This is a genomic window from Rossellomorea vietnamensis (assembly GCF_025398035.1).
Taxonomy (GTDB): Bacteria; Bacillota; Bacilli; order Bacillales; family Bacillaceae_B; genus Rossellomorea; species Rossellomorea vietnamensis_B.
Map to the genome: position 1 here is coordinate 3,862,008 of NZ_CP104558.1, position 23,543 is coordinate 3,885,550.

At 43.8% G+C, this 23,543-nt stretch carries 17 protein-coding genes and 1 other annotated feature; of the genes, 10 read left to right on the forward strand and 7 right to left on the reverse strand.

The window, feature by feature from the left end:
• Positions 1-418: 418 nt before the first annotated feature.
• The gene (locus N5C46_RS19775; protein ID WP_261749905.1) at positions 419-3,418 is read right to left on the reverse strand and encodes a transglycosylase domain-containing protein; all 3,000 of its coding nucleotides are present in this window, start codon (positions 3,416-3,418) and stop codon (positions 419-421) included.
• 177 nt (positions 3,419-3,595) lie between these two features.
• Positions 3,596-3,803: a binding site (T-box leader), on the forward strand.
• Positions 3,804-3,857: 54 nt separating this feature from the next.
• On the opposite strand from N5C46_RS19775, the gene tyrS reads away from it, so the two are divergent.
• Positions 3,858-5,120 (forward strand): tyrosine--tRNA ligase, encoded by a 1,263-nt coding sequence (gene tyrS, locus N5C46_RS19780; RefSeq protein WP_261749906.1) that lies wholly within the window; start codon positions 3,858-3,860, stop codon positions 5,118-5,120.
• Positions 5,121-5,238: 118 nt separating this feature from the next.
• Here tyrS and rpsD read toward each other — a convergent pair whose 3' ends face one another.
• Positions 5,239-5,841 (reverse strand): 30S ribosomal protein S4, encoded by a 603-nt coding sequence (gene rpsD, locus N5C46_RS19785; RefSeq protein WP_034765742.1) that lies wholly within the window; start codon positions 5,839-5,841, stop codon positions 5,239-5,241.
• 337 nt (positions 5,842-6,178) lie between these two features.
• Here rpsD and N5C46_RS19790 point away from each other — a divergent pair, with 337 nt between their 5' ends.
• From N5C46_RS19790 to megL, 4 genes are all read left to right on the forward strand, one after another.
• The gene (locus tag N5C46_RS19790) at positions 6,179-6,778 is read left to right on the forward strand and encodes a hypothetical protein (protein ID WP_261749907.1); all 600 of its coding nucleotides are present in this window, start codon (positions 6,179-6,181) and stop codon (positions 6,776-6,778) included.
• Between the two features lie 41 nt (positions 6,779-6,819).
• Complete coding sequence (locus tag N5C46_RS19795; protein WP_261749908.1) at positions 6,820-8,634, forward strand: sensor domain-containing diguanylate cyclase; 1,815 nt, start codon at positions 6,820-6,822, stop codon at positions 8,632-8,634.
• 306 nt (positions 8,635-8,940) lie between these two features.
• Positions 8,941-10,298, forward strand: a protein-coding gene (locus N5C46_RS19800; protein ID WP_261749909.1) for an IS3 family transposase whose coding sequence is annotated in 2 segments (ribosomal slippage) — positions 8,941-9,412 and positions 9,412-10,298 — 1,359 coding nt in all. Because the reading frame shifts where the segments join, the coding sequence is not laid out codon by codon here.
• 243 nt (positions 10,299-10,541) lie between these two features.
• Positions 10,542-11,726 (forward strand): methionine gamma-lyase, encoded by a 1,185-nt coding sequence (gene megL, locus N5C46_RS19805; protein WP_261749910.1) that lies wholly within the window; start codon positions 10,542-10,544, stop codon positions 11,724-11,726.
• 75 nt (positions 11,727-11,801) lie between these two features.
• Here the strand turns inward: megL and N5C46_RS19810 are convergent, their stop codons facing one another.
• Positions 11,802-12,812: a metal ABC transporter solute-binding protein, Zn/Mn family gene (locus tag N5C46_RS19810; RefSeq protein WP_261749911.1), complete on the reverse strand. Its 1,011-nt coding sequence runs from the start codon at positions 12,810-12,812 to the stop codon at positions 11,802-11,804.
• Between the two features lie 362 nt (positions 12,813-13,174).
• Between N5C46_RS19810 and N5C46_RS19815 the strand changes: the two genes are divergently transcribed.
• The 3 genes from N5C46_RS19815 (at position 13,175) to N5C46_RS19825 (ending at position 16,486) form a co-directional block, all read left to right on the forward strand.
• On the forward strand, positions 13,175-14,356 hold the full coding sequence (locus N5C46_RS19815) for a GTP-binding protein (protein ID WP_261749912.1): 1,182 nt from the start codon (positions 13,175-13,177) through the stop codon (positions 14,354-14,356).
• A 205-nt stretch (positions 14,357-14,561) separates the two neighbouring features.
• Positions 14,562-15,572, forward strand: coding sequence for a permease (locus N5C46_RS19820; protein WP_261749913.1), 1,011 nt, complete (start codon positions 14,562-14,564; stop codon positions 15,570-15,572).
• A 14-nt stretch (positions 15,573-15,586) separates the two neighbouring features.
• The gene (locus N5C46_RS19825; protein ID WP_261749914.1) at positions 15,587-16,486 is read left to right on the forward strand and encodes a TIGR03943 family putative permease subunit; all 900 of its coding nucleotides are present in this window, start codon (positions 15,587-15,589) and stop codon (positions 16,484-16,486) included.
• A gap of 74 nt (positions 16,487-16,560) precedes the next feature.
• Here the strand turns inward: N5C46_RS19825 and N5C46_RS19830 are convergent, their stop codons facing one another.
• Both N5C46_RS19830 and N5C46_RS19835 read right to left on the reverse strand, forming a co-directional pair.
• Positions 16,561-17,202: a phosphatase PAP2 family protein gene (locus tag N5C46_RS19830; protein ID WP_261749915.1), complete on the reverse strand. Its 642-nt coding sequence runs from the start codon at positions 17,200-17,202 to the stop codon at positions 16,561-16,563.
• A 202-nt stretch (positions 17,203-17,404) separates the two neighbouring features.
• Positions 17,405-17,890 (reverse strand): GAF domain-containing protein, encoded by a 486-nt coding sequence (locus tag N5C46_RS19835; protein ID WP_261749916.1) that lies wholly within the window; start codon positions 17,888-17,890, stop codon positions 17,405-17,407.
• A 280-nt stretch (positions 17,891-18,170) separates the two neighbouring features.
• On the opposite strand from N5C46_RS19835, the gene refZ reads away from it, so the two are divergent.
• Positions 18,171-18,824 carry a forespore capture DNA-binding protein RefZ gene (refZ, locus tag N5C46_RS19840; protein WP_061811109.1) on the forward strand — a complete coding sequence of 218 codons (654 nt, stop codon included), beginning with the start codon at positions 18,171-18,173 and terminating at the stop codon, positions 18,822-18,824.
• A gap of 41 nt (positions 18,825-18,865) precedes the next feature.
• On the opposite strand, the gene hisJ is transcribed toward refZ, so the two are convergent.
• Positions 18,866-19,657, reverse strand: a complete 792-nt coding sequence (gene hisJ / locus N5C46_RS19845; protein WP_261749917.1) for a histidinol-phosphatase HisJ — start codon at positions 19,655-19,657, stop codon at positions 18,866-18,868.
• 490 nt (positions 19,658-20,147) lie between these two features.
• On the opposite strand from hisJ, the gene ezrA reads away from it, so the two are divergent.
• Positions 20,148-21,845, forward strand: coding sequence for a septation ring formation regulator EzrA (gene ezrA, locus N5C46_RS19850; protein ID WP_261749918.1), 1,698 nt, complete (start codon positions 20,148-20,150; stop codon positions 21,843-21,845).
• A gap of 62 nt (positions 21,846-21,907) precedes the next feature.
• On the opposite strand, the gene brnQ is transcribed toward ezrA, so the two are convergent.
• Complete coding sequence (gene brnQ / locus N5C46_RS19855; RefSeq protein WP_261749919.1) at positions 21,908-23,248, reverse strand: branched-chain amino acid transport system II carrier protein; 1,341 nt, start codon at positions 23,246-23,248, stop codon at positions 21,908-21,910.
• Between the last annotated feature and the right edge of the window lie 295 nt (positions 23,249-23,543).

Consider the following 23,543-nt stretch of genomic DNA (forward strand, 5'->3'; position numbering starts at 1 on the left):
TTCAATTTACAGTTAAGAAAGACAAGTATGGAATTTACACAATATAAAGGACTTGACTCAATAAGCGGAGAAATTACGCTTATTTCTCAAATAGAACGGAAAATACCTTAAATAGACGGAAAAATTCCGACTATTTACTCGAAAACGATAAAAATGGTTAATTTTCCTTTGCTTAAGCGGAATAATTCCGCTTATATCCCGAACAAAAGCTCTATTATGCAGTCTTAACCGGAAAATTTCCGCTTATTTTCACTTTAACTGGTTCCTAAATTAAGGATAAGACCTCTTACAAAAATGCACATTCCCCCTACTATGTGAATGAAGGCAACATAAGCCATGTAAGCACAGCTAATACGTGATTACAATGCAAAAAAAGAGGGAAACGTCACAACGACGTTTCCCTCTTTTCAATCAATCATCAGTTCTGCGCGGGTGGTGGATCCGGTTCTGTAGGTGGTTCGGTTCCGCCACCGTCACCACCACCGTCACCACCGCCGTCTCCGCCGCCATCTCCGCCGCCATCTCCGCCGCCATCTCCGCCGCCATCATCTGCAGGAGGTGGTGGCTCCGGCTTGTCCGGTTTATCGGGTTTAGGAGGTGGATCGGCTGGTTTGTCACCAGGTGGTTTCGGATCTGTACCTGGTTTTTCAGGTTTGGGATCCGGTTTTGGTGCCGGTTGTCCGATCTGGACCGTGTTGGAACGGGCAGATTCTTTACCGGCTACATCGACGGCAACCACGTAGAAATCACCGTTTCCAACAGATACTGCTAAACTGGATCCGGACTTGACGCTTCCGACTTTTCCGCCGGATGTCCGGTATACCCGGTATCCGACGACATCGCCGCTTGCGGATGGTGTCCACGTGATTTTGTTCCCGTTTCCGCTTGCATTGACGGTTCCGGGAGCTGCCCCGTCATCAGAAATCTTGTTCTCCGCGATGAGGACATTTTTAAATCGTTCGTCTCCATCCGGGATCAGTTTGTCAGGGTCTCCAGGCACTGCACCGAAGATATTTTTTACAAAGTCAGGGTTCAGGATGACACCCGGCTGTGAAAATTCTGCCGGCGTATTCGGCAATGCCAGGTATTTCTTTCCGTTCACCATGACGTAACGACTCATAAGTAAGCTGTCATCCGTTTTGGTAGGAACGTATTTTGCATTGAATAAATCACTTTTAACGAGTCCCGCCTGGCTGCATGCTTCGGATGGAAGCAGTCCCGAGATGGAACAGAAGGATCTTCTGACGACCCCTTCCGGTTGTTGGAACGATGCATCAGGATCAATCAGATCGGGAGCCAGGTCCCTGACGTCATTCAACAGATACGACCATAAGCGGATGTTACGCAGTCCGTAATGTCCGTACCGGGCACGGGATCCAGGAGTGTTCAGTGACGAAGGTGTGTCGTAGCCGAACCAGGTCCCAAATGTAATACTAGGATTCGTTGCTACAAACCAGTGATCTTTGTATTCCTGACTCGTTCCGGATTTCCCGGCCCAGTCTGAATCAAAGTTCAGGAAGGTCTTCGCGTAGCGCCCGGTACCTAGGTTATGATCCAGGGTATCCCTCATCATATCGATCGCTAAATAAGCGGTTTGCGGACTGAAGACATCCACAGGTTCTGTCTTGTGTTCAAAGACGACATTGCCATCTTTGTCGACGATCTTGTCAATCATGAAGGCATCGATGAATTTTCCCCCATTGGCAAAGGTGGTGTAGGCATTTACGTTTTCTTCTACCGTGACACCCGTCGTCGTTGCCCCCAGAGTAAGGGACAGGTTATTGTCATATCTGCTTGAAAGGGATTCAAAGCCCATCTTCAACAGAAACTCTTTAAATGGATTCCGGTTGTAAATATTCGCATACGTTCTGACCGCTGGTAGATTCAATGATTCTGCCAGTGCGAATCTTGCAGGGAAGAGTCCGCGCTCCCTGAACGAATAGTTTTCCGGTTTCCAGCCATTGATGTTGACGCCCACATCAGGAATCGGTGATCCCGGTGAGATGTACCCGTATTCGAGTGCTGGTCCGTAAGCGAGCAAAGGCTTCATGGTTGAGCCGTTTGATCTGTGTGATTGAGTGGCATGGTTGATTTGTTCCAATTTAAAATCACGGCCGCCAATGAAGCTGATGATGCGGCCCGTTTTGTTCTCGATCATCACGGCGCCGACCTGAACCGGTTCTTCGATTTCTACATCTTTCCCTGTGTCAGCGTCTTTTAACGTTCTGGTTTTAGTCGGACCGTACATCTCATACGCATCCTTTGTTTTTTGCATTTGATCATAAATCTTCTTGTTGATGGTTGAATGGATTTCATACCCGCTTTGACGAACATTGCGGTCAGCAAGCGTCTGGTACTTGTCTTCAAGTTCATCATTGTTTTCGAGATCCTGTTCGGAATATCCATCTTCCTTGGCAAGCACATTTTTCATGATTTCCACTGCCCTGCTTTCAAGTTCAGCAGTGAGCCATGGATATTGCTCCCGAGGTGATGGCTTTGGTTTTACGAAATCCTTTGAGATGTCATAGGCAACGGCATCGTCATATTGCTTTTTCGTGATGTATCCTTCCCGGTGCATCCGGTAGAGGACCGTGTTTTTCCGGCTCATCCCGGCTTCGAGATTCTCTTTGATCTCCCCATTATTCTTGAATGGCGTGTAAGAGAAGGGAGCCTGTGGAAGTCCTGCGATGAAGGCTGACTGCGGCAGGGACAAATCCTTTGCGTCCACTCCGAAGATCCCTTTGGCAGCCGATTGGACGCCCGCGATGTTTTGGCCGGATGAGTTCCGTCCAAGAGTCGCTACATTCAGATACGCTTCCAGTATTTCATCTTTATCAAAAAATCTTTCCAGGCGAAGAGCGAGAAGGATTTCTTTCGCTTTTCTTTCAAATGAAACTTCATTCGTGAGGATCTGATTTTTGATCAGCTGTTGAGTGAGTGTACTCCCGCCCGATTGGGTGGCTGAATTCGTGAATTCCTGTAGGACGGCGCGCATGATCGCTTTAGGCACGACACCGTTATGTTCGTTGAAGTACTCATCTTCCGTGGCAATGACGGCATGCTGCAGATCTTTCGAAATATCTTCAAGCTTCACTTCTTCCCGTTCCAGGTCGGTCCGGAGTTTCCCGAGATAGACATCGTCCGAGAAGTAAAGTCGAGAGGTTTCTTCGTAGTTGTAGATGTCCTTTTTCATTTGGTCATAAGGACGGATTGGTTCTTCCTTGACGAGTGAAGCGAAATAACCCGCTCCGACTCCTCCTGCAAATGCGAATCCCAATACAAAGAGGACGATCAGGATCAAAGACAGGTTCCAGAATACACCGTATGTAATTCTTGCTCGTTTTTGTAGTCTAGTATTTGAAAAGAACCTGGTTGCAGGGTCTAATTTTTCACGTAATATGTTCCATTTTTCCTTCATATATCATTCCCCCCAGAACATTCCCATTATAGCATAATTACAGGAAGGCTGTCGTAAAAAGTCAAATAAAATGGTCTTTTATCATGCGTTTAGTTGACTATTATTTTGGAATATGGTAAAAACCTAATATAGTGATTGTAATGATCATCCGACATCAATCGGATTACTGTACAAATAATACATGCATTGAGAGGAATAAGTAGTCTGCCTTCCCTGTTACGAAGAGAGTCAGTGGTTGCTGTGAACTGACACAAAAGGCCGATGAATTACATCCTGGAGCTTTTGCCGTGAACCTTAGTAGCGGCAAACGGTGAGAGCCGTTATCTCTATGAGTGAAGGATGTTATTCCTTAATTTGGGTGGTACCGCGCGACAGCGTCCCTGCATATATGCAGGGACTTTTTTGTTGTTTGCACGTTGAATTTAAAGGAGGAAGAGAGATGGATTTATTAAAAGACTTGGAATGGCGTGGGATCACGTACCAGCAAACAGATGCTGAAGGTTTGAAGGACTTATTGAATAAAGAAAGCATTTCGATTTACTGCGGGATCGATCCGACAGCGGACAGCATGCATATCGGGCATCTGCTTCCATTCCTGACACTTCGTCGTTTCCAGAATCAAGGGCATCGTCCACTTGTACTGGTTGGAGGGGCAACAGGGTTGATCGGTGACCCGAGTGGTAAAAACGAAGAGCGTAAACTGCAGACAGTTGAAGCGATTCAGGGAAATGTAGCGAGCATTAAAGGACAGCTCCAGAGCATTTTTGATTTCGAAGGGGAAAATGGGGCAGTGATGGTGAATAACTATGACTGGATCGGAGCAATGGACGTTGTCACATTCCTTCGTGATTTCGGTAAGCATGTGGGTGTGAATTACATGCTGGCGAAAGATACGATCTCTTCCCGTCTGGAATCAGGTATTTCATTCACTGAATTTACGTATACGATCCTGCAGGCGATGGACTTCAATCATCTGTACGACAACTACAACTGCAAGCTGCAGATCGGTGGAAGTGATCAGTGGGGGAATATCACGACCGGCCTTGAATTGATCAGACGTACACATGAGGAAGAAACGAAGGCATTCGGTTTCACGATTCCACTTGTCACGAAAGCGGACGGAACAAAATTCGGGAAAACGGAAAGCGGGGCGGTATGGCTCGATCCGAAGAAGACGTCTCCATATGAGTTCTACCAGTTCTGGATCAACGCGGCTGACGCCGATGTCGTGAAATACTTGAAGTACTTCACCTTCCTTTCTCATGAAGAAATAGATGCATTGGCTCAATCCGTTGAAACAGAACCTCATCTTCGCAAAGCACAAAAGACGCTTGCGGAAGAAATGACGAAGCTGATTCACGGAGAAGAAGCCCTTGATCAGGCGATCCGTATCACTCAAGCGCTATTCAGTGGTGACATCAAGTCATTATCAGCTTCTGAAATACTGGAAGGCTTCAAAGATGTTCCTTCTTTCGAACAGGCAAAAGGAGAAGAAATCGGATTGATCGATCTCCTCGTCAATGCGAAAATCTCGCCATCCAAGCGTCAGGCACGTGAAGATGTCGGAAACGGTGCCATCTACATCAACGGTGAGCGTATCACGGATCTTCAGCATGTAATGGGCGAAGGGGATAAGATCGAAGGACAATTTACCATCATCCGACGCGGAAAGAAGAAATATTTCAGAGTTCAGTACGTATAATAGAAAATACAATCTATCAGTGCGGTATCCGTTTCTCTTATTTTGGAGCGGGTGCCGTGCTTTTTTACATACACAAAAAAACACTGCCCACATAGTGGACAGTGTCTTCGTACAAAGATTAACGAGAGTAGAACTCAACGATAAGAGCTTCGTTAATTTCAGCTGGTAATTCAGAACGTTCAGGAACGCGTGTGAATGTACCTTCTAATTTGTCAGCATCGAAAGTTAGGAATTCAGGAACAAAGCTGTTCACTTCCATCGCTTCTTTGATGATGTCAAGGTTACGTGATTTTTCACGAACTGAGATTGTTTGACCAGGAAGTACGCGGAATGAAGGGATGTCTACGCGAGATCCGTTCACTGTAACGTGACCGTGGTTAACAAGTTGACGTGCTTGACGGCGAGTACGAGCAAGACCTAAACGATAAACAACGTTATCCAGGCGGCACTCAAGTAGCGCCATGAAGTTTTCACCGTGTTTACCTTGTAATTTGCCAGCTTGGTCAAATAGGTTACGGAATTGACGCTCAGTTACTCCGTACATGTGACGAAGTTTTTGCTTCTCTTGAAGTTGTAAACCGTATTCAGAGATTTTTTTACGTTGGTTAGGACCGTGTTGTCCTGGAGCGTAAGGACGCTTTTCTAATTCTTTACCCGTACCGCTTAGAGAGATTCCAAGACGACGAGATAATTTCCAGCTTGGGCCAGTATATCGAGCCATGAGAGACTCCTCCTTTATTGTTTTTATTTTGTTGTAAAATAAAAACACCTGTGAATAAACAATTATGTGCATTTTGTTTTCATGTACCTTCGCCCTAGCAGCAGAGGGTTACAAGATACACCTCAACAAAAGAGGAACAAAATACGAGCATAAAGGACTTCACTGAAGCTGCATTATTTTACACAAAGAATATTATATGATGCGAGAGATTAGAAGTCAAGGAAGTATTTTATAGATTCCTGAAAAGAGCGATCTGGATTGCACAAACAAAATAGTTCATAAGTCATTTGTTGTGATATAATAAAAGTTGAAAATTATGTTAAATAGGTGAGCAGATTTGCAGGAATCAAAGAGAGAGAAATTTCTTCGATATCTATTGATCGGTATCTGTCTGCTGGTCGTATTGGGAGGTTTCCTTTATTCCTCCTCATCGGGGAAAGTCGAGGAGATCGAACCCTCCATCCATGCTGAAGTATTGTCCAGGGGAGACGAAGGTCGTAACCCGGTCATTGCAGTGGCAAAAGTGGTAGAAGAGCAGCCGGTCCTTGTCATATATGAAATTGATCAAAAAAACCAATATTACTTTAAGGTATTACATAGTGTGTCGTTACACAATCCAGTGAAAATGCTTCGTACTACAAAGGAACATAATGGGGTCTGGGTCCAAATGGAAGAGGGGAAATGGATCCTGTTTTCCGAATCGTTAGAGGTTTTACAGGAGCGGGATGGCGATCCGTCTTCCGTTACTTCAAGCCGGCATCCCTTTCATATTCAGGAAGACACCGGATATATCAACATTTCCCGGAGCTCTCGTGATGTCCGACTGAATCTTACAGACAAAAGCGGGGAACCGAAAGAAATCCATTCCTTATCAGAAGACGATTCAGTATGGCTCGTTGTCTTTCAAAAGGATATGGTGCTGGCCAGGAGCCGGTGATGTAATTCGTTTCACAAACCTTTCAGGTGTGGGTGAGAAAAATGTACGTTATCCAACATGCTTTGCATGAATACAAGTCAAAGCTATTCGATTTAATCTATGAAGAAATGTCAGTAGGGGCAGATCATTCCGTTCAATTGCAAAAGTGGCTGACGGTTGTAAAGGATTGCCTGGAAATCGATCAGGCATTTTTATATTTTTATACCGATTCTGCCTATTTCCTATATCAACCCCATCATAATGGTGGTGTTCCCCTCACACTTGCTGAAGCGACAGAGGAGTATATTCTCAGGCCGATCTTAATAGAAAAAGAAGACCTTTCTTCCATTAAGTTTCACTTTACGAAGAGTGATGGAAGTCCTTTGGCGATCCTCCAAGTGAAGAAGGAGGATTCGAAAAGGTGGGCCGATGAAAGCTGGCTTCATTCCTTTTGGAAGGCAAGCAATCAGTTTTTACAGCATACAGGCGGCATCCAGACTGTCCTAGAAGACGAGAGAAGATATAGGGAATTATTCAAAGTGACAGAGATCTTCCATTCAACGAGGGACGTTCATACTCTCCTTGTACAGGTCATCGAGACGTTGAAACAGGTATTTCCGATTGATGAGTTCCGTTTGTTATTGTCCAATGACCGGCATGACTTCGGTGAACTGCCCATTAAGAGTTTCGATTTTGAGCGTGCCAATGAATCGGCCATGCAGGCATTTGTGAACGGAACCATTGAGTCCGGCGAAGAAGATATTCTCTATGCCCCTCTAAAAGGGAAACAGGGGATCTACGGGGTCCTTGAGGTGGAATCCGCTTCCCTTGATTTTACGGATCAGAAGATCGAGTTCATCCGCCTACTAGCCTATACAGCCGGGAGTGCCCTGGAGAACGCCAAGCTCTATGAACAGTCAAAGAGGCTCATCACCGATCTTCAGCTCATCAATGAAACGTCCCATCAATTAAACTTGAATTTACGTTTATCTGAAACGGTCCAATTTTTAAAGAAACAGATCAAGCGTTCTTTTCAGGCATCGGCCATTGGGTTCGTCCTCCTTCAAAAAGGGGAATATACCATTTTGGACGAAAGTTCCCCTGTCTTTTTTGAAGAGATCGGCAGGAGTTTTATTTCATACGTTAAGAAGCGTATCGAAGAGGAGAGGGACTCCATCTTTTTAGGGGATGTCGGCGATCGTTTTGAAGGGGCGGGCGCCTTTCCGTCGATCATGGCTGCCCCTATGGTTCAAAATGAAGCCCTGATCGGGTTCTGTGTGGTGCTCCATAAAGAACCGTATATGTTTTCGTTTGATATGTACAAGCTGCTGCAGTCGTTCATCCATCATTCCACCCTGGCCATTACCAATGCCACCCTCCGTGAAAAATTGGAGCATATGGTCATCACCGATCACATGACCAAACTGTTCGCACGGAATTATTTGGATGATGAAATGGAATCCTCCATGAATAAGGATGAACTGGGGACCCTTCTCCTGATCGATATCGATGACTTCAAATCCATCAACGATAACTACGGTCATCAAATCGGCGATGAAGTCATCATAGAAGTGTCGAATCTCATCAAGGGCATCGTCAGCCACCACGGATTCGTCGCAAGATGGGGAGGGGAAGAACTGGCCGTCTACCTGCCTTCCTTAGGTCGTAAAGAAGGAATGGAAATCGCAGAGCGTATCATCAAAGACATCCCATTGAAAACCGATCCATCCGTCACCCTATCATGCGGACTATCCATCTGGAAAGCAGACGACGACCACTGCCCCAAATCCGTCAAAGAACTAGTCAAAAAAGCCGACGAAGCACTCTACCTGGCCAAAAATAATGGAAAGAACCAGGTAGTAAAAGATTGTCAATAAACAATATCAAATCAACAGGATGAGCCGACAGTGGTTCTTCCTGTTTTTTTTGATTTTGAATGAATTTTTCAGAATCTGATATGTAACGCTGAATTAGAATGTGATGATCTTGAAAGGTTACTCGACCTTATGGGAATAGATATTATATGTTGTTAATTATAGAAAACACATGCTCAGTAAGTTGATTGAAGCGGAAGGTGCTCGACTCCGACGGGAATAGCGGGAAAGTTGAGACCCCACAGGGCGAAGCTGAGTTGCACCCCTATTGTTGGACACCCCAACCAACAATAGGAGGTGCCAGCACGTATGGCCAAGTTTACTCAAGAATCTAAATTGAAAGCTGCTAAACGTTATCTTAATGAACTCGTTAGTTATCGAGATCTTGCCAATCAAGTGGGGGTTGATCAATCTGTTCTGCGCTATTGGGTGATGTTAGTTCGTCACCACGGGGACCAAGCCTTTACCTTTCCCTATACAAACTATCCTTCCGCCTTTAAACTGAGGGTAATTCAATTTATTACGGAGAAGAATTGCTCCATTCGAGAGGCATCAGCCATTTTTCATATCCCAGACCCCTGTATGGTTCGTAGGTGGGTCAAAAAGTGGGAAAGAGCTGGAGAAGATGCCTTCGGATCATTAGAAATGAGGCCTTCTACAATGACATCTAATCATAAAGATAAGAAGATCAAAGATAACTCTTCTAACCAAACGATGGAAGATATGAAAAAAGAACTGGAATACCTTCGTATGGAAAATGCGTATTTAAAAAAGCTAAAAGCCTTAGTTCAGGAAGAACCATCACCAACGAAATCAAAGCGAAAGTAGTATTTGAACTAAGGAACGAATTCCCGGTGACTAAAATGATAAAAGTAGCTAAGCTGCCTAAAAGTACTTACTATCACATCACAAAAAAATTAGACCAACCAGATCCTGATCGCAAATGGAAAAGAAGGATCAATTTCATCTACCATAAACACTTAGGACGCCTTGGGTACCGTCGCATTACGGACGTTCTTCAAGCAAAAGGACACGATATAAATAAAAAGAAAGTCCTTCGAATCATGAGAGAATTGGGCCTTAAATGCATTGTGCGAATGAAAAAATATAAATCCTACAAAGGGAAAGTTGGAAAAGTAGCTCCCAACATCCTAAATCGTAATTTTAGAGCCGATAAACCTAATCAAAAATGGGTGACAGACGTAACGGAGTTCAAACTGTTCGGTCAAAAGCTCTATCTGTCCCCCATTCTAGACCTATTTAACGGAGAGATCATTACCTATACGCTCCAATCAAGGCCGACATTTGACTTGGTCGAGAAGATGTTAGAAAAAGGATTAAAACATGTAAATGAAGGCGATGAGCTCTTAATCCATTCAGATCAAGGGTGGCATTATCAAATGGCTCAGTACCGAAGGACACTGAAAAAACATAACATCACCCAAAGTATGTCTCGTAAAGGAAACTGTTACGACAACTCGGTCATGGAGAACTTTTTTGGGATAATGAAGTCTGAGTTCCTTTACTTAAAGGAATTTGATAGTATCGAGCACTTTAAAGAAGAACTGAAAGAATACATGTATTACTACAATCACCTGAGAATCAAATCAAGGTTAAAACGAAAAAGTCCGGTAGCTTATCGAGTAAGTACTGAATTAGCTGCTTAGAAATTTAAGTGTCCAACATTATGGGGCCAGTGCAGAAGCCCGAGGAGGCTCAACTCACGCCCCGCGGAAAGCGAGCACCTGCAGCGGAAATCAACCAACGCGTCACTTTGTATAGAAATGAAGTTTAAGAAACAGCTAACTTCCTTTACCACTTTAGTGTAAACGCTTTCTTTTTCACCTGGATTATCATATTCTAGAATAGTAGTTACTTAGACTTAAAGGGAATACTGGGAGGAATACTGGATGAAAGAAGAGAAACGTTTTGAAACAAGGGTGATTCACGAGGGGTATCAATCGTCTCAGCATTTTGATAGTTTAGCACCCCCTTTATACCAAACTTCTACTTATACCTTCGCAAACGCGAAACAAGGTGAAAATCGATTCGCCGGTGAAGAAGAAGGATATATATATTCAAGACTGGGAAATCCGACGGTGGCGATCCTGGAAGAACGGATGGCATCGTTGGAAGGGGGCGAAGCGGCCCTTGCTTTCGGTTCCGGAATGGCGGCTGTAAGCGCAGTGCTGTTTTCCCTGACAAAATCAGGAGATCACATTCTATGCTCCCAAGGGGTGTATGGCTGTACGTTTGGTTTACTTGAGCTCCTCCAGGAGAAATTTGCGATCGGACATGACTTTTCTTCCATGGATTCTGAAGAGGAAATCCGCGGGAAAATCACGGAAAACACCAGCTGCATTTATGTGGAAACCCCGATCAATCCGACCATGCAGCTCATTGACCTGGAACTTGTGGTAAAGGTTGCGAAGGAAAAGGGAATCCCTGTCGTAGTCGATAACACGTTCTGTTCACCGTATCTGCAACGTCCGTTGGAGCTTGGATGTGACATTGTCATCCACAGCGCAACGAAATACATCGGGGGTCATGGGGATGTCGTTGCCGGACTCGTTGTCGGCTCACAGGAGAAAATGGCCGAAATCCGGATGACGACCCAAAAGGATATCGGGGGCATCATTTCTCCATTTGATGCATGGTTACTGTTACGGGGATTAAAAACCCTGGCTGTCCGGATGGACCGCCACTGTGACAGTGCTGAAAAGATTGCCGATCTGTTAGCCGGGCATCCTGCCGTGGAAACGGTCATCTACCCCGGACATGAAAATCACCCTCAGCACGGTGTCATGAAGAAACAAATGAAAAAACCGGGCGGAATGATCTCCTTCACGCTGAAAGGATCCAAGGAAGAAGCGCAGAAGTTCATGGATGATCTTGACATGATCAAGATTGCCGTAAGCCTGGGGGATGCGGAAACATTGATCCAGCACCCTGCTACTATGACTCATGCCGTCGTGCCGGAAGAGTCTAGAAAGAGTATGGGAATCAATGACTCGCTTCTGAGGCTTTCGGTGGGACTTGAGGCACCGGAGGATATTTGGAGTGATTTATCACAGGCCCTGGATAAGGCAAAGTAGTCTTATTTTTTAAAAAAGGAAACAAGCGCGTGCCATATATCGTGGCACGCGCTTATCTGGTTTAGGCTTTCATCATCAATCATTCATGGCTTGCTCGAGAGTCTTGATGTTTTTCTTCATCAATGTAAGATAGTTTTCATTGTTTTCAATGTCCGATTCTGTTAATACAGAAAGGTTATGAACCTTTAATGGCTTTGCATTGATTTCTTTCTGTATGATTTCAGCAATCCGGGTCGTAACATTTTGTTCGAAAATGACATAATGAATAGAATGCTCTTTAGCCGTTTCAATAATTTCCTTCAATTCTTTTTGGGAAGGCTCATCAGTAGGAGAGAGTCCCGCAACAGCCAATTGTTCAATTCCATAGGCATCCTCCCAATATCCATAGGCAGCATGGGAAACAAGGATCTCTGGATGGTCACTTTCTTGAGCCAATGATGTAAATGCAGCGTCAATCTCTTCCAGATCTTTTTTCAATTCATCGAAGTTCTGGTTGAATGCATCTTTATGTTGGGGTTGAAGATCAATGAGAGAGTCACGGATATTTTCAGCCAACCCAATGGCACGGTTTGGATCTAGCCAAACGTGAGGGTCATAATCCCCGTGATGGTGCTCCTCTTCATGATCCGCATCACTTTCTTCGTGGTGTTCTTCTTCATGAGCACCTTCTCCCTCTTCGTGATGCCCTTCTTCAGAGTGATTGTGAGAGCTTGCGATGACATCGACTCCCTTTGTAGCCTTAACCATGATCGTATCCTCGTTTTCCAGGGATTTAGTGATTTTTTCAGCATAAGACTCCATCCCAAGTCCGTTATAAATAAACAGATCTGATTCTGCAATGCTCATCATATCTTTAGATGTCGGTTCAAAGGTGTGGGCGTCAGAACCGGATGGGAGCAGGGACTCCGCCTTTACCATATCGTCTCCTATACGTTCAGCGAAATATTGAAGAGGATAAAGGGACGTCATGATGCTTATTGGTTCAGCATTAGATTGACTGCCGTCTGTCTTTTTAGCAGTCTGATTACAGGCAGAAAGAAAAGTGGATAACATAAGTACAAGTGAAATGAACAGGTATTTTCTCATTGTTAACTCCTTTAAATTGAATGTAATCATCACTTTATCGTAATCATTCCGTTTTGTAAATAAGAATTATTACGATTTAAATTCCATTTTTCGTTGCGCGTAAATCATTTGTGTGGTTAAATACTTTTAAAGCGTAATTGTTACGATTTAAGTTGGTGATTCTTTGATTGAGTGGCTCCTCATTGGGGGAGATATACATAGATCTACATCATACCTAGTGAAACGGGACATGTTTCTAAGTGAAAATGGAGTGAAAATCAGTCCTGTATCATGGATATTTACGGTGCGAGGATAGTGTCCGTAATTTGCCACGTCATCTAAATCGTAATGATTTTGATTTTAGTTAGGAAGGAATGGAAAACATGAAAGTACCAGTAACAGTATTAAGCGGCTATTTAGGATCAGGAAAGACGACGTTATTAAATCATATTTTACAAAATCGGGAGAATAGGAAAATTGCCGTTATTGTGAATGATATGAGTGAGGTGAACATTGATGCGGCCCTCGTAAAGAGCGGAGGTTTTACTAGAACAGAAGAGAAATTGGTGGAGCTTCAAAATGGCTGCATTTGCTGCACGTTAAGGGAAGACCTCATGATTGAAGTACAGCGCCTGGTCGATCAGGGGGATATCGATTATATCGTCATTGAGTCCACCGGGATTTCTGAACCCATACCGGTTGCCCAAACCTTCACGTATCTGGATGAGGAAATGGACATTGACCTTACGAGTAAAACAAGGCTGGATACAATGGTCACGGTTGTGGATGCCAATCGTTTCTGGCACGACTTCGCCAGTGGGGAGACATTGCTGGACCGGAAGCAGGCAACAGATGAAGGAGACACAAGGGAAGTGGTGGATTTACTGATCGATCAAATTGAGTTTGCCAATGTGATTGTGTTAAACAAGATCGATTTAGTGGAAGACGAGGATGTCATTGAATTAAAAGCGATGCTTCAGAAGCTGAACCCGGGTGCAAAAATCATTTCTGCTACTCACTCCAACATCCCGTTGAATCAAGTACTCGATACGAAACGGTTTGATTTTGAAGAAGCAAGTCAGGGAGCCGGTTGGATAAAAGAATTACAGGAAGAACACACTCCTGAAACGGAGGAGTATGGAATATCTTCCTTTGTGTACCGTCGGAAGAAACCCTTTCACCCTGAACGCTTCATGAAGTGGATGGAGGAATGGCCGGTGGATATTGTAAGGGCAAAGGGATTCTTTTGGCTGCCTACACGTAATGACATGACAGGCTTATTATCGCAGGCTGGTCCCTCGATTATCATCCAGGGAGCAGGAGAGTGGGTGGCTGCGTACCCTGAAGTTGAAAGAAATGAAATTCTTGCGGAAGAAGTGGAATTGAGAGAGAAATGGGATCCGGTTTATGGAGATCGAATGAACGAGCTTGTTTTTATCGGGCTGGAGATGAACAAGGAAGAAATAGAGCAGTCATTAGACCGTTGTTTATTAACAGACAGGGAAATGGGAGAGGATTGGACTGCATTCAATGATCCGATTCCGGGATTTAATGTAGAAGATTAATAGAGATGCATATCACATATTCATACTATCTGGAATGAAAAGTGAAAGAAGTCCAAGGAATGATTCTTCTTCAGTAAGATAAAAAGTGCGGACTTTATCATGAAATATCCATGGATTAGTCATAATGCAGGTCAAGAAGAATAGAAGTAGTATAAGTGTTAAAACGTAATGATTTCGTTTTGTTAAGAGAGGAGTTTTAGAATCTTTGAAAGGATTAAAAAAAATAGGACAGGACCTGACTGGTCTTTTTCTATTCATATTAATCATCGGAATGTTCTTAGCCGGTGAATTTATAAAAGGTTGGGTACCGGAGGACGTTTTCGAAGGTTCTTTGGTGAATGTCATCACGATTTTCTTAAGCATCCTGTTAGAAGCCATCCCCTTTATATTAATCGGCGTATTTGCTTCCGCTCTTATTCAAGTATTTGTGTCAGAAAGTTTATTACAAAGGCTGGTTCCGAAGAGATTCCCTTATCTGGCATTGTTGCCTGCCGTCTTAGTAGGTGCCCTGCTCCCGGTTTGTGAGTGTGCCATCGTACCCGTGGCCAGAAGGTTAATAAAGAAAGGGATGCCGACACACCTGGCCATCGTCATTATGGTGACGGCCCCGATCCTCAACCCGATCGTCCTGCTTTCAACCTACTATGCGTTTCAAAATAACCTTACTGTGGTCATAGGGAGAATGGCGATTGCGTTCATTGCAGCACTGATCATTGGGGCGTTACTGTACAAGCTGTTTGGCAGGCAGGATCCCCTTAAGCAAAGAAGTCACGATCACGAACATCATCACGGGCATGATCATGAACATTCATCGAATAAACTGATGCAAACACTCGTCCATGCCAGTGATGAATTTTTTGATATGGGTAAATTCTTAATCATCGGAGCCTTATTGGCAGCTTTGTTTCAAACGTATATTGACCGTGAAACCATAGTGACATTAGGCTCGAACAATTGGGCAGGACCTGGAGTCATGATGGGGTTTGCGTACATTATGTCCCTATGCTCCGAAGCAGATGCCTTCGTTGCATCTTCATTCGGCAACCTGTTCTCAACGACGTCCCTTCTTGCGTTTCTTGTGTATGGTCCGATGATTGATTTCAAGAATACTTTATTGATGCTTGCCTATTTTAAGAAGAGCTTTGTCTTATTATTTATGGCAGTCGTCACCGTTACCGTTTATGTCATAACAGTGGGTTCTCAAATTTGGTTATAGGGAGGGATCGTAAAATGAATTCATCCGTTCGATTTCATACGTATATAAGGGGAATCATCCTGCTGGGGTATGCATTACTTTTACTTAAGCTGTTTTTGACCTTTAATCTTCAGTACTTCATCGCGCCGAAAATGAATGGATATCTGTATTTTGCATTAGGGGTGTTTCTTTTGCTCGGGGCCATTCAGGTCATTCGTGGAACATCGTCCAATGCAAAGAGTCATTCATGTGATTGTGAAGGACATGAACTGCCGAGAGGGGCGATGAAGTCTTTCATGATCTATACATTGTTTGTTTTCCCTGTCGTTCTCGGGTTCATGCTGCCTGATAATGTACTGGACAGTGCCGCCGCGGCAAAAAGAGGCGTGAAGATCGGGAATACGATGTTTTCCACTCCACCGGCAATTGGCGGTCAATCGAAAAATACCGGGGAGCCGAATCAAGATTCCAAGCAAGGTTTGCAACCAACTCTGGATTCATATGAAGACTTCCCTGTTGAGAAAGACTTCGAAAAACTCAAAGACATTGTGGGGAGCAAAGAAAAAATCATCGTACGGGATGAACAGTATATTCAAACCCTGAGTATAGTGGATGAGGAGCTTGAACAGTATGTTGGAAAAGAAGTGCAGCTGACAGGATTCATTTATAAAGATGAAGGTTTCAGCGGGAACCAGGCCGTCATTTCAAGATATGTAGTATCCTGCTGTGTGGCCGATGCATCGGTATACGGATTATTGGTCCAGGATAAGGATATGGCGAATCTGGAACCTGATACGTGGGTGAATGTAAGTGGATTCATCGATGCCGTGGACTTCAACGGTCGGAAAATGCCGGTCATTACCCATCCGGTATTTGAAAAAGTCAAACAGCCTGAGAATCCTTATGTGGAAGAATTTTATATTAAAATTGAATAATCTTGGCTGATGTCATTCGACGAATAAAAACAGGAAGGTACCCGATATCATGGGTTCCTTCCTGTTTTTAGGTTTTAATCTTCTAAATACGCCTGCTTCGACTTCTTTGCACTGACTCCATACAGTTCAAACATGATGCCATAGATGAACGTCGTCAAGAAAATCGAACTGACCATGTCGAGTACGAAATGTTGTTTGACAAAGAGGGTCGATACAATGATCAACGATCCCATGGCCGGCACAAAGACCGAGTGGAAACGGTGTTTATCTTGAATATTGAAATTGCCGAGAATGATGGCGAAAGTCGTCAGGACATGGATGCTTGGAAAGGCATTGTACGGTTGATCATGGCTGTAGATCATCTGGACCATGTCGAGAAACACTCCGCTGCCTGCAAGTTCCGGGCGGGGTACGGTCGTTTGAAAGTAAAAGTAGATCACAAAACAAACCAATTCTCCGATGAAAATGATGCCGAGGGTTTTAAGGAATGTAGGGACATCTTTATACCAGAAATAAAAAAGATATCCTAAAATAAAGGCGTACCATAATATATACGGCACAATGAAAATCGGCACGAATGGGATCCATTCATCGAGCTGGGTAGATAAAATGACTGCTTCACGGGTATCCGTATTTAATAGCGTGTATATAAAACCTAATGCCGGCATCACCAGCAAACATAATAAATAGGGTAAGTCTTTTTTCTTTGCTCGCATATTACACCTCTTTAGCTGTACTCCATTTTGGATATTGTATGGGATATCTCAGTTAAAGTTCTCATGTATGGTACTCTTTTCCCTATAAAAAGAGCAGGGAAACGTGAACTTTTTAACAAGTCACCGAATTTTTCCCAACACAAAAAAACACCCTGTCGGAAATGTCGTATTCCCGGCAGGGCTTTATCCCTATTATACAGTATTAAAGATGTCTTAAAAGCTCATCTGTAAAGATTTCCAAATACTTCTGATCTTCTTCATCAAATCGTGCTTTTTCAGGGCTGTCGATATCGAGGACCCCGATCAGTTTTCCATCTTTGACGAGAGGGATGACGATTTCGGATTGGGAGGCAGCATCGCATGCGATGTGACCGGGGAATTGATGGACATCCTCGATTCGCAGCGTCTTCTGTTCACTTGCAGCCGTACCGCAAACCCCTCTTCCTAAAGGAATCCTTACACATGCAGGCAGTCCCTGGAAAGGTCCGAGTACCAATTGATTGCTTTCTTCTTCCATTAAATAAAAGCCAACCCAGTTGATGCGATCCATGAATTGGTTCAGTAAGGCGGAAGCATTGCTTAAATTCGCGATCTGATTCGGCTCACCTTCCAACAAAGCCTTCAATTGTTTCGTGACAAGACCAAAGCCCTGTTCCTTTGTACCTTGATATTTTTCTACTTGAAACATCATAAACTCCCCCAATTCTACATATTCTGCGCTTTTTCATGTCTAAGCGTTACCGCAGGAACTCCAAGCGACAGATCCTGTCGAGAAATACTTAAAGGAAATCCATACGAAAACACGAAATCTTAGTGTAAACAAATTATAATAGAAACATCTATTGAACCATTTTTAGCATATTTCTTCATCGTCTTCAATGATTTAGTTCATTTCTGAAACGTTTTTATACATTGATCCTCGCCACTGTTTTTTTCATTCGCCTAATATACAGGAAAGAAGGGGAAATATGAAAAAACTAGATACCTCCAAGTCGACGAAAGAGTCCATTTTTAAAGCGGCTGTCTACCTTTTTTATGATCATGGCTTCGATGGAACGTCCGTCAGGGACATTGCAAAGCGGGCGGACGTGAATCCTGCTACCATCTCCTATTACTTTAAAGGCAAGCAGGGTGTATTGGAAGCGTGCTTCACCCATTTCTTTGAACCGTACCTGCGTTTCCTTCAGGAAGAAGTGGAGGCGCTGAATTATGTCAGTGCCGATCTGTGCCTGAAGCGGGCCGTCTATAAAATATTGAAATTCCAAAGCGAAAATCATCAACTATCCCGATTCATCTGGAGGGAAGTATCCATCGATTCCCAGGTGGTCCGGGAAATCATTTCTTCCTATTTAATGAAAGAAAGGCATTATATGAAACGATTATTCGAACAGGGAATGAAGGACCATGCCTTGAAAAAGCAGCCCGTCAGCTTCCTCGTCATCCAGCTCAAGTCCATGCTGACGATGCCGTTCCTTCACAGCCAGCAGCTAAGGGAAGTGTGGCAGATGTTCCCTCAGGAATACTACTTCATTGATCAATATTATAAAAACATTGATCAATGGATCGATCTCTTACTCGTTTCTGAAGCGAAAGAGGTCATGAAAAAAGAGCTGATCATCTGAAAGAAAGAACTCTTCTCCGATTGAAGAAGAGTTCTTTCCTTTTATTTCATCAAGGCTCTTCCTTGATCCAGCCCATCAGCCGTATGGGCATCCGATCCATAGACGATCTTGATCCCCATGGCGCGGGCCTGTTTGATGACCTCCGGTGGCGGATAGGATTCCCCGCAATGAGGTTTCACGAACCCCGCCCCGTTATAATCAAGCTCCAAATCCCTTCCGGCCATTTCCTGAAGGATGAGGGAAACCTCATCGGAAAACGACTGGGATGCTGGAAACAGCTTCTGGAATTTCTTTACGAGAGTGATGTGACCGATTCTCTTAGGTTTATAAACACCTAAATCAGCCCTGGTTGATTTCAATACCGTCTCATAATACCGCGCATAAACCGCATCCACCGAACCGTAATCATCGACCATCGACCCGAACACATCGGGACTGAAGTCCAGACAATCCCACTTTCCACGGTGCTGCAGAAAATGAACAGAAAGAATACTGTCATCCATCCGAGGTCCGTAGGTTGTAAGAATTTCTGCGGTCTCTTTTTCAAACCCATCTATATAATCAACTTCAAGTCCAGAGAGGATGATGATCTTATCCTTATATTTTTCCTTAAGAATATCCAGTGCATCGAAGTATTCAGAAAGACGGGAAGGATCCATCCCGCTGTCCTGATCAGGTGTCGTATCAACAAACCCCTCAGGCAGCGGCGCATGCTCCGTAAACGTTATAGCACGATAATCAAGAGCAATCGCCCTCTCCACATACATCTCAAAAGAATCCGTACTACCATGTGGACAAAAAGGCGTATGAACATGTCCGTCGACTTTTACCATCAGACTTCACATCCTTGTTATAATAATTATTTGTGCTAATTGAATAGGATAGAAATATTACAAATTTGATAGGGGAATAAGCGCTATGGGAATATATTAGCCCCGATTAGGAAAATAAATTGAAACTAAATAAGTTGATTGAAGCGAAAGGTGCTCGACTCCGACGGGAATAGCGGGAAAGTTGAGACCCCGCAGGGCAAAGCCCGAGGAGGCTCAACTCACGCCCCGCGGAAAGCGAGCACCTGCAGCGGAAATCAACCAGCACTCACTCATCCGACCGGTCTAAAATAACTAGCCAAATCAGCACCAAACCCAATAATCATACCCATTTCCCCTCAAATTTGCTAAAATTGACTTTTATCACTAAAAAATCAGAAATTAATAGTCAAAAAATGTCGTTAACATGGTATCATTATAGCAATGACAAATTATTAATGAAACATTCACATTCATATAGATGTCTACTGAATAGTTGAACAGGGGGCTTAAGATGCAATACGTCATCGCTGGAATAATACTTATCTTAATCGTATTCCTAATCGGATTTATCTCTAGAAAGAAATATTACGCCGAAATCGATCGGTATGAAGCCTGGAAAATCGATATCATGAACAAACCGGTTTCAGACGAACTTTCCAGAGTGAAGCAACTGAATATGACAGGTCAGACAGAAGAATTGTTTGACGGCTGGAGACAGGGTTGGGATGAGATTGTTGCTGTGCAGCTTCCTGATGTTGAAGAACTACTATTCGATGCAGAAGAGTACACCGATAAATTTCGCTTTAATAAAACCAAAGAGGTCCTGTCAAGAATCGATCAGGTTCTCACTGATATCGAAAAGAAGATCGAACTGATCCTGAGCGAATTAAATGAACTGGTCGGCAGTGAAGAGAAGAACCGCGAAGAAATCCTGGCCCTTCAAGAAGAATTCCGGAACAGCAAGAAACAATTGCTCGCCTATCGTCATACATACGGTCAAACGGCAAAGCATATGGAAGCAGTCCTTGATAAGCTTTCTGAACAAATCAATCAGTTCAATGAGCTGACGGAGCAGGGGAACTATCTGGATGCAAGGGAGATCGTGCTCAGCCTTGCAGAGGAAATGAAGATGGTTGCCTACAAAATGGAGACGGTACCGAAGCTGATTACGGACTTTGAGAACGTTTTGCCGTCCCAGTTGTCCGAGCTTGAAGCAGGATACATCGAGATGAAGGATCAGGGCTACACCCTTGATCATATTGAAGTGGACAAGGAAGTAGCCTCATTGAAGGAAACCCTTCAACACTTTAATAAAAATCTTGAGGAGCTTCAGGTCGAAGAAGTGGAAGAAGGCATACAGGAAATCAAAGTGAAGGTGGAAAGCCTTTACGATTTACTGGAAAAAGAAGTCCATGCCAAACATTTTGTAGAGCAGTATCGAGACCAAACGACGGAAGGGCTCATCAAGGCAAAAGAAGACAATGATGACATTCAATCGGAAGTAAGAATCGTGAAGCAAGGGTACCATCTACATGATGCGGACCTTAGTACACCGAACGAGATTGATAAGAAAATCATCCAGCTCTCCAAGCGACATGAAATGCTGATGCATAAGGAAGAAACGAATGCGACGGCTTTCTCGAATTTAAGTGATGAGCTGAAAGATATCAGAAGTGGACTGGAAGAACTGAATCAACAGCAAAGTGAATTCTCCGTCTATCTGCAGAACCTCCGCAAGGATGAATTGGCTACAAGGGAAAAAATCCAGGAGCTTAAGAAAAAGGTGGCTGAAGCAAGCCGGATGATTTCAAAGAGCAATGTACCGGGATTGCCTGCCGATTACAAGGATCTTCTTGATGAAGTCCATCGTAAGATCGAGCAGGTGAATGCGAGCTTAACGGAAAAGCCTTTAAACATGAAGTTCATCCAGGAAACATTATTGGGTGCCGAGGATACGGTCGACCATTTCTATACGAAAACGGGAGATCTGATCGAGAATGTTCTTTTATCCGAGAAGATCATTCAGTACGGAAATCGCTACCGCAGCAAATATAGTTCGGTACGGGAAGGTCTTCAGACGGCTGAACAAGCCTTCCGTCAATATGATTACCGCAGAGCGTTGGAAGAAGCGGCCACGACCATCGAGAAGGTGGAGCCGGGCGCATTGAAGAAAATTGAGAAGATGATGGATCTTGAAGAAAGATCATAAATAAAAAGGACTGATGTAGACGTTTCAATCTACATCAGTCCTTTTTTGTAAGACGATTGAACTTAACTGGCTTCAATCGTCCGTTTGGTTTGGCCTGCGAGTACGGCAATGATGAATCCGATGATGGCACCGATCATAGCCGGAACAATCCAGCCGATTCCTTGAGTATAGAACGGAAGGAATTCAAGAGATTGACTGATGGCCGTCACGTCGACGCCAGCGGTTTTGATGCCATCGATCAGACTGATCAGACCCGTTGGAATCAATGCCCCAACATACACAAGGGAGTAACCGTTAAATCCATTATGCATGAATGATAGAAGAATCAGTACGATCGCCAATGGATAAATGAATATTAGAACAGGTAAAGAGACGGCAATCAACTGAGTCAATCCGATATTGGCGATGATCATGCTGAATAGAGAAATGATGATCACCAATTTAGGGTAGGATACCGGCAGGATTTTGGCGAAAAATTGTGAGCATGCCGACACAAGTCCGACTGAAGTCGTAATGCACGCAAACGTAATCGCAAGTCCCAGGATGATCGTCCCCATTGAACCGAATAAATGGCTCGCTGCAGCTGAAAGGATCGCTCCACCGTTTGCCTGCACGCCGATGGAATCCGTACTGCTCGCACCGATATAGCTTAAAGATAAATACACAAGGGCAAGTCCTGCGGCCGCAATGAACCCGGCAATGATCGTGATGCGTGTAAGGCTGGACTTATTGGTGATGCCGCGGTCTTTGATGGAATTGATGACGACGATCCCGAACACTAAAGCAGCGATCGTATCCATGGTCAGGTATCCCTCGATGAATCCTTTGAATAATGGTCCATCCTGATAGGCTTCATGCGGTGCACCGAAGTCTCCCATCGGACTGATGATGCTTTTGACCACTAGAACTGTCAGGATGACAATGAGGGAAGGAGTCAAGATCTTCCCGATACGGTCGACAAGCTTTGACGGATTCATCGCAAGCCATGCCGTCAATCCAAAGAAGATAATCGTATAAATCAGTAAAGAAACACCGTATTTCGCTGTATCTTCAGGTAAGAAGGGGATGACCCCGATTTCATAGGCGACGGTTCCGGTCCGTGGTATTCCGAAGAACGGCCCGATCGCCAGGTACATAACAATGGTAAAGATAAGTCCGAATAATGGATGTACGCGGTTTGCGAGTGTCTGAAGGTCCCCTCCGGACTTCGCAATGGCGATGACACCAAGCAGTGGTAGCCCCACTCCCGTAATAAGAAAGCCGATGATACCGGTCCAGACATGTTCTCCGGCCTGCTGCCCCAGGAATGGCGGGAAGATCATATTTCCTGCTCCAAGAAAAAGAGCGAAGAGCATTAATCCAATCGTCAAGATCTGACTGAATGATAGCGCTTTCTCGTTCATATATACCCCTCCGTTTGTAATCGTTATCATAAGCAAAAAATATCTTATCATAAGTTTGTAGAAAAATGTCGAAAAACTAAATAGTCTTACAATTTAGTATATTTAAATAACTTCCGTTTCTGCTACCTTTTAGATTCTCGCAAAAATTCTGTCATTTTTCAATAATAATTTTTGGAAAATGAAAAAATATTTGTGAATGATGTGACAAATCATTTTTCTACTATAATGAATCCTTATGCCGAAATGAATTTCATTTGGGATGGGCAGGATTTATGGTAAGATTAATGATTGAGTA

Bases quoted from the DNA above. Each gene is read 5' to 3' on its own strand.
- N5C46_RS19775 (WP_261749905.1), bottom strand. From the start codon at position 3,418: ATGAAGGAAAAATGGAACATATTACGTGAAAAATTAGACCCTGCAACC.
- tyrS (WP_261749906.1), top strand. From the start codon at position 3,858: ATGGATTTATTAAAAGACTTGGAATGGCGTGGGATCACGTACCAGCAA.
- rpsD (WP_034765742.1), bottom strand. From the start codon at position 5,841: ATGGCTCGATATACTGGCCCAAGCTGGAAATTATCTCGTCGTCTTGGA.
- N5C46_RS19795 (WP_261749908.1), top strand. From the start codon at position 6,820: ATGTACGTTATCCAACATGCTTTGCATGAATACAAGTCAAAGCTATTC.
- megL (WP_261749910.1), top strand. From the start codon at position 10,542: ATGAAAGAAGAGAAACGTTTTGAAACAAGGGTGATTCACGAGGGGTAT.
- N5C46_RS19810 (WP_261749911.1), bottom strand. From the start codon at position 12,812: ATGAGAAAATACCTGTTCATTTCACTTGTACTTATGTTATCCACTTTT.
- N5C46_RS19815 (WP_261749912.1), top strand. From the start codon at position 13,175: ATGAAAGTACCAGTAACAGTATTAAGCGGCTATTTAGGATCAGGAAAG.
- N5C46_RS19825 (WP_261749914.1), top strand. From the start codon at position 15,587: ATGAATTCATCCGTTCGATTTCATACGTATATAAGGGGAATCATCCTG.
- N5C46_RS19830 (WP_261749915.1), bottom strand. From the start codon at position 17,202: ATGCGAGCAAAGAAAAAAGACTTACCCTATTTATTATGTTTGCTGGTG.
- N5C46_RS19835 (WP_261749916.1), bottom strand. From the start codon at position 17,890: ATGTTTCAAGTAGAAAAATATCAAGGTACAAAGGAACAGGGCTTTGGT.
- refZ (WP_061811109.1), top strand. From the start codon at position 18,171: ATGAAAAAACTAGATACCTCCAAGTCGACGAAAGAGTCCATTTTTAAA.
- hisJ (WP_261749917.1), bottom strand. From the start codon at position 19,657: ATGGTAAAAGTCGACGGACATGTTCATACGCCTTTTTGTCCACATGGT.
- ezrA (WP_261749918.1), top strand. From the start codon at position 20,148: ATGCAATACGTCATCGCTGGAATAATACTTATCTTAATCGTATTCCTA.
- brnQ (WP_261749919.1), bottom strand. From the start codon at position 23,248: ATGAACGAGAAAGCGCTATCATTCAGTCAGATCTTGACGATTGGATTA.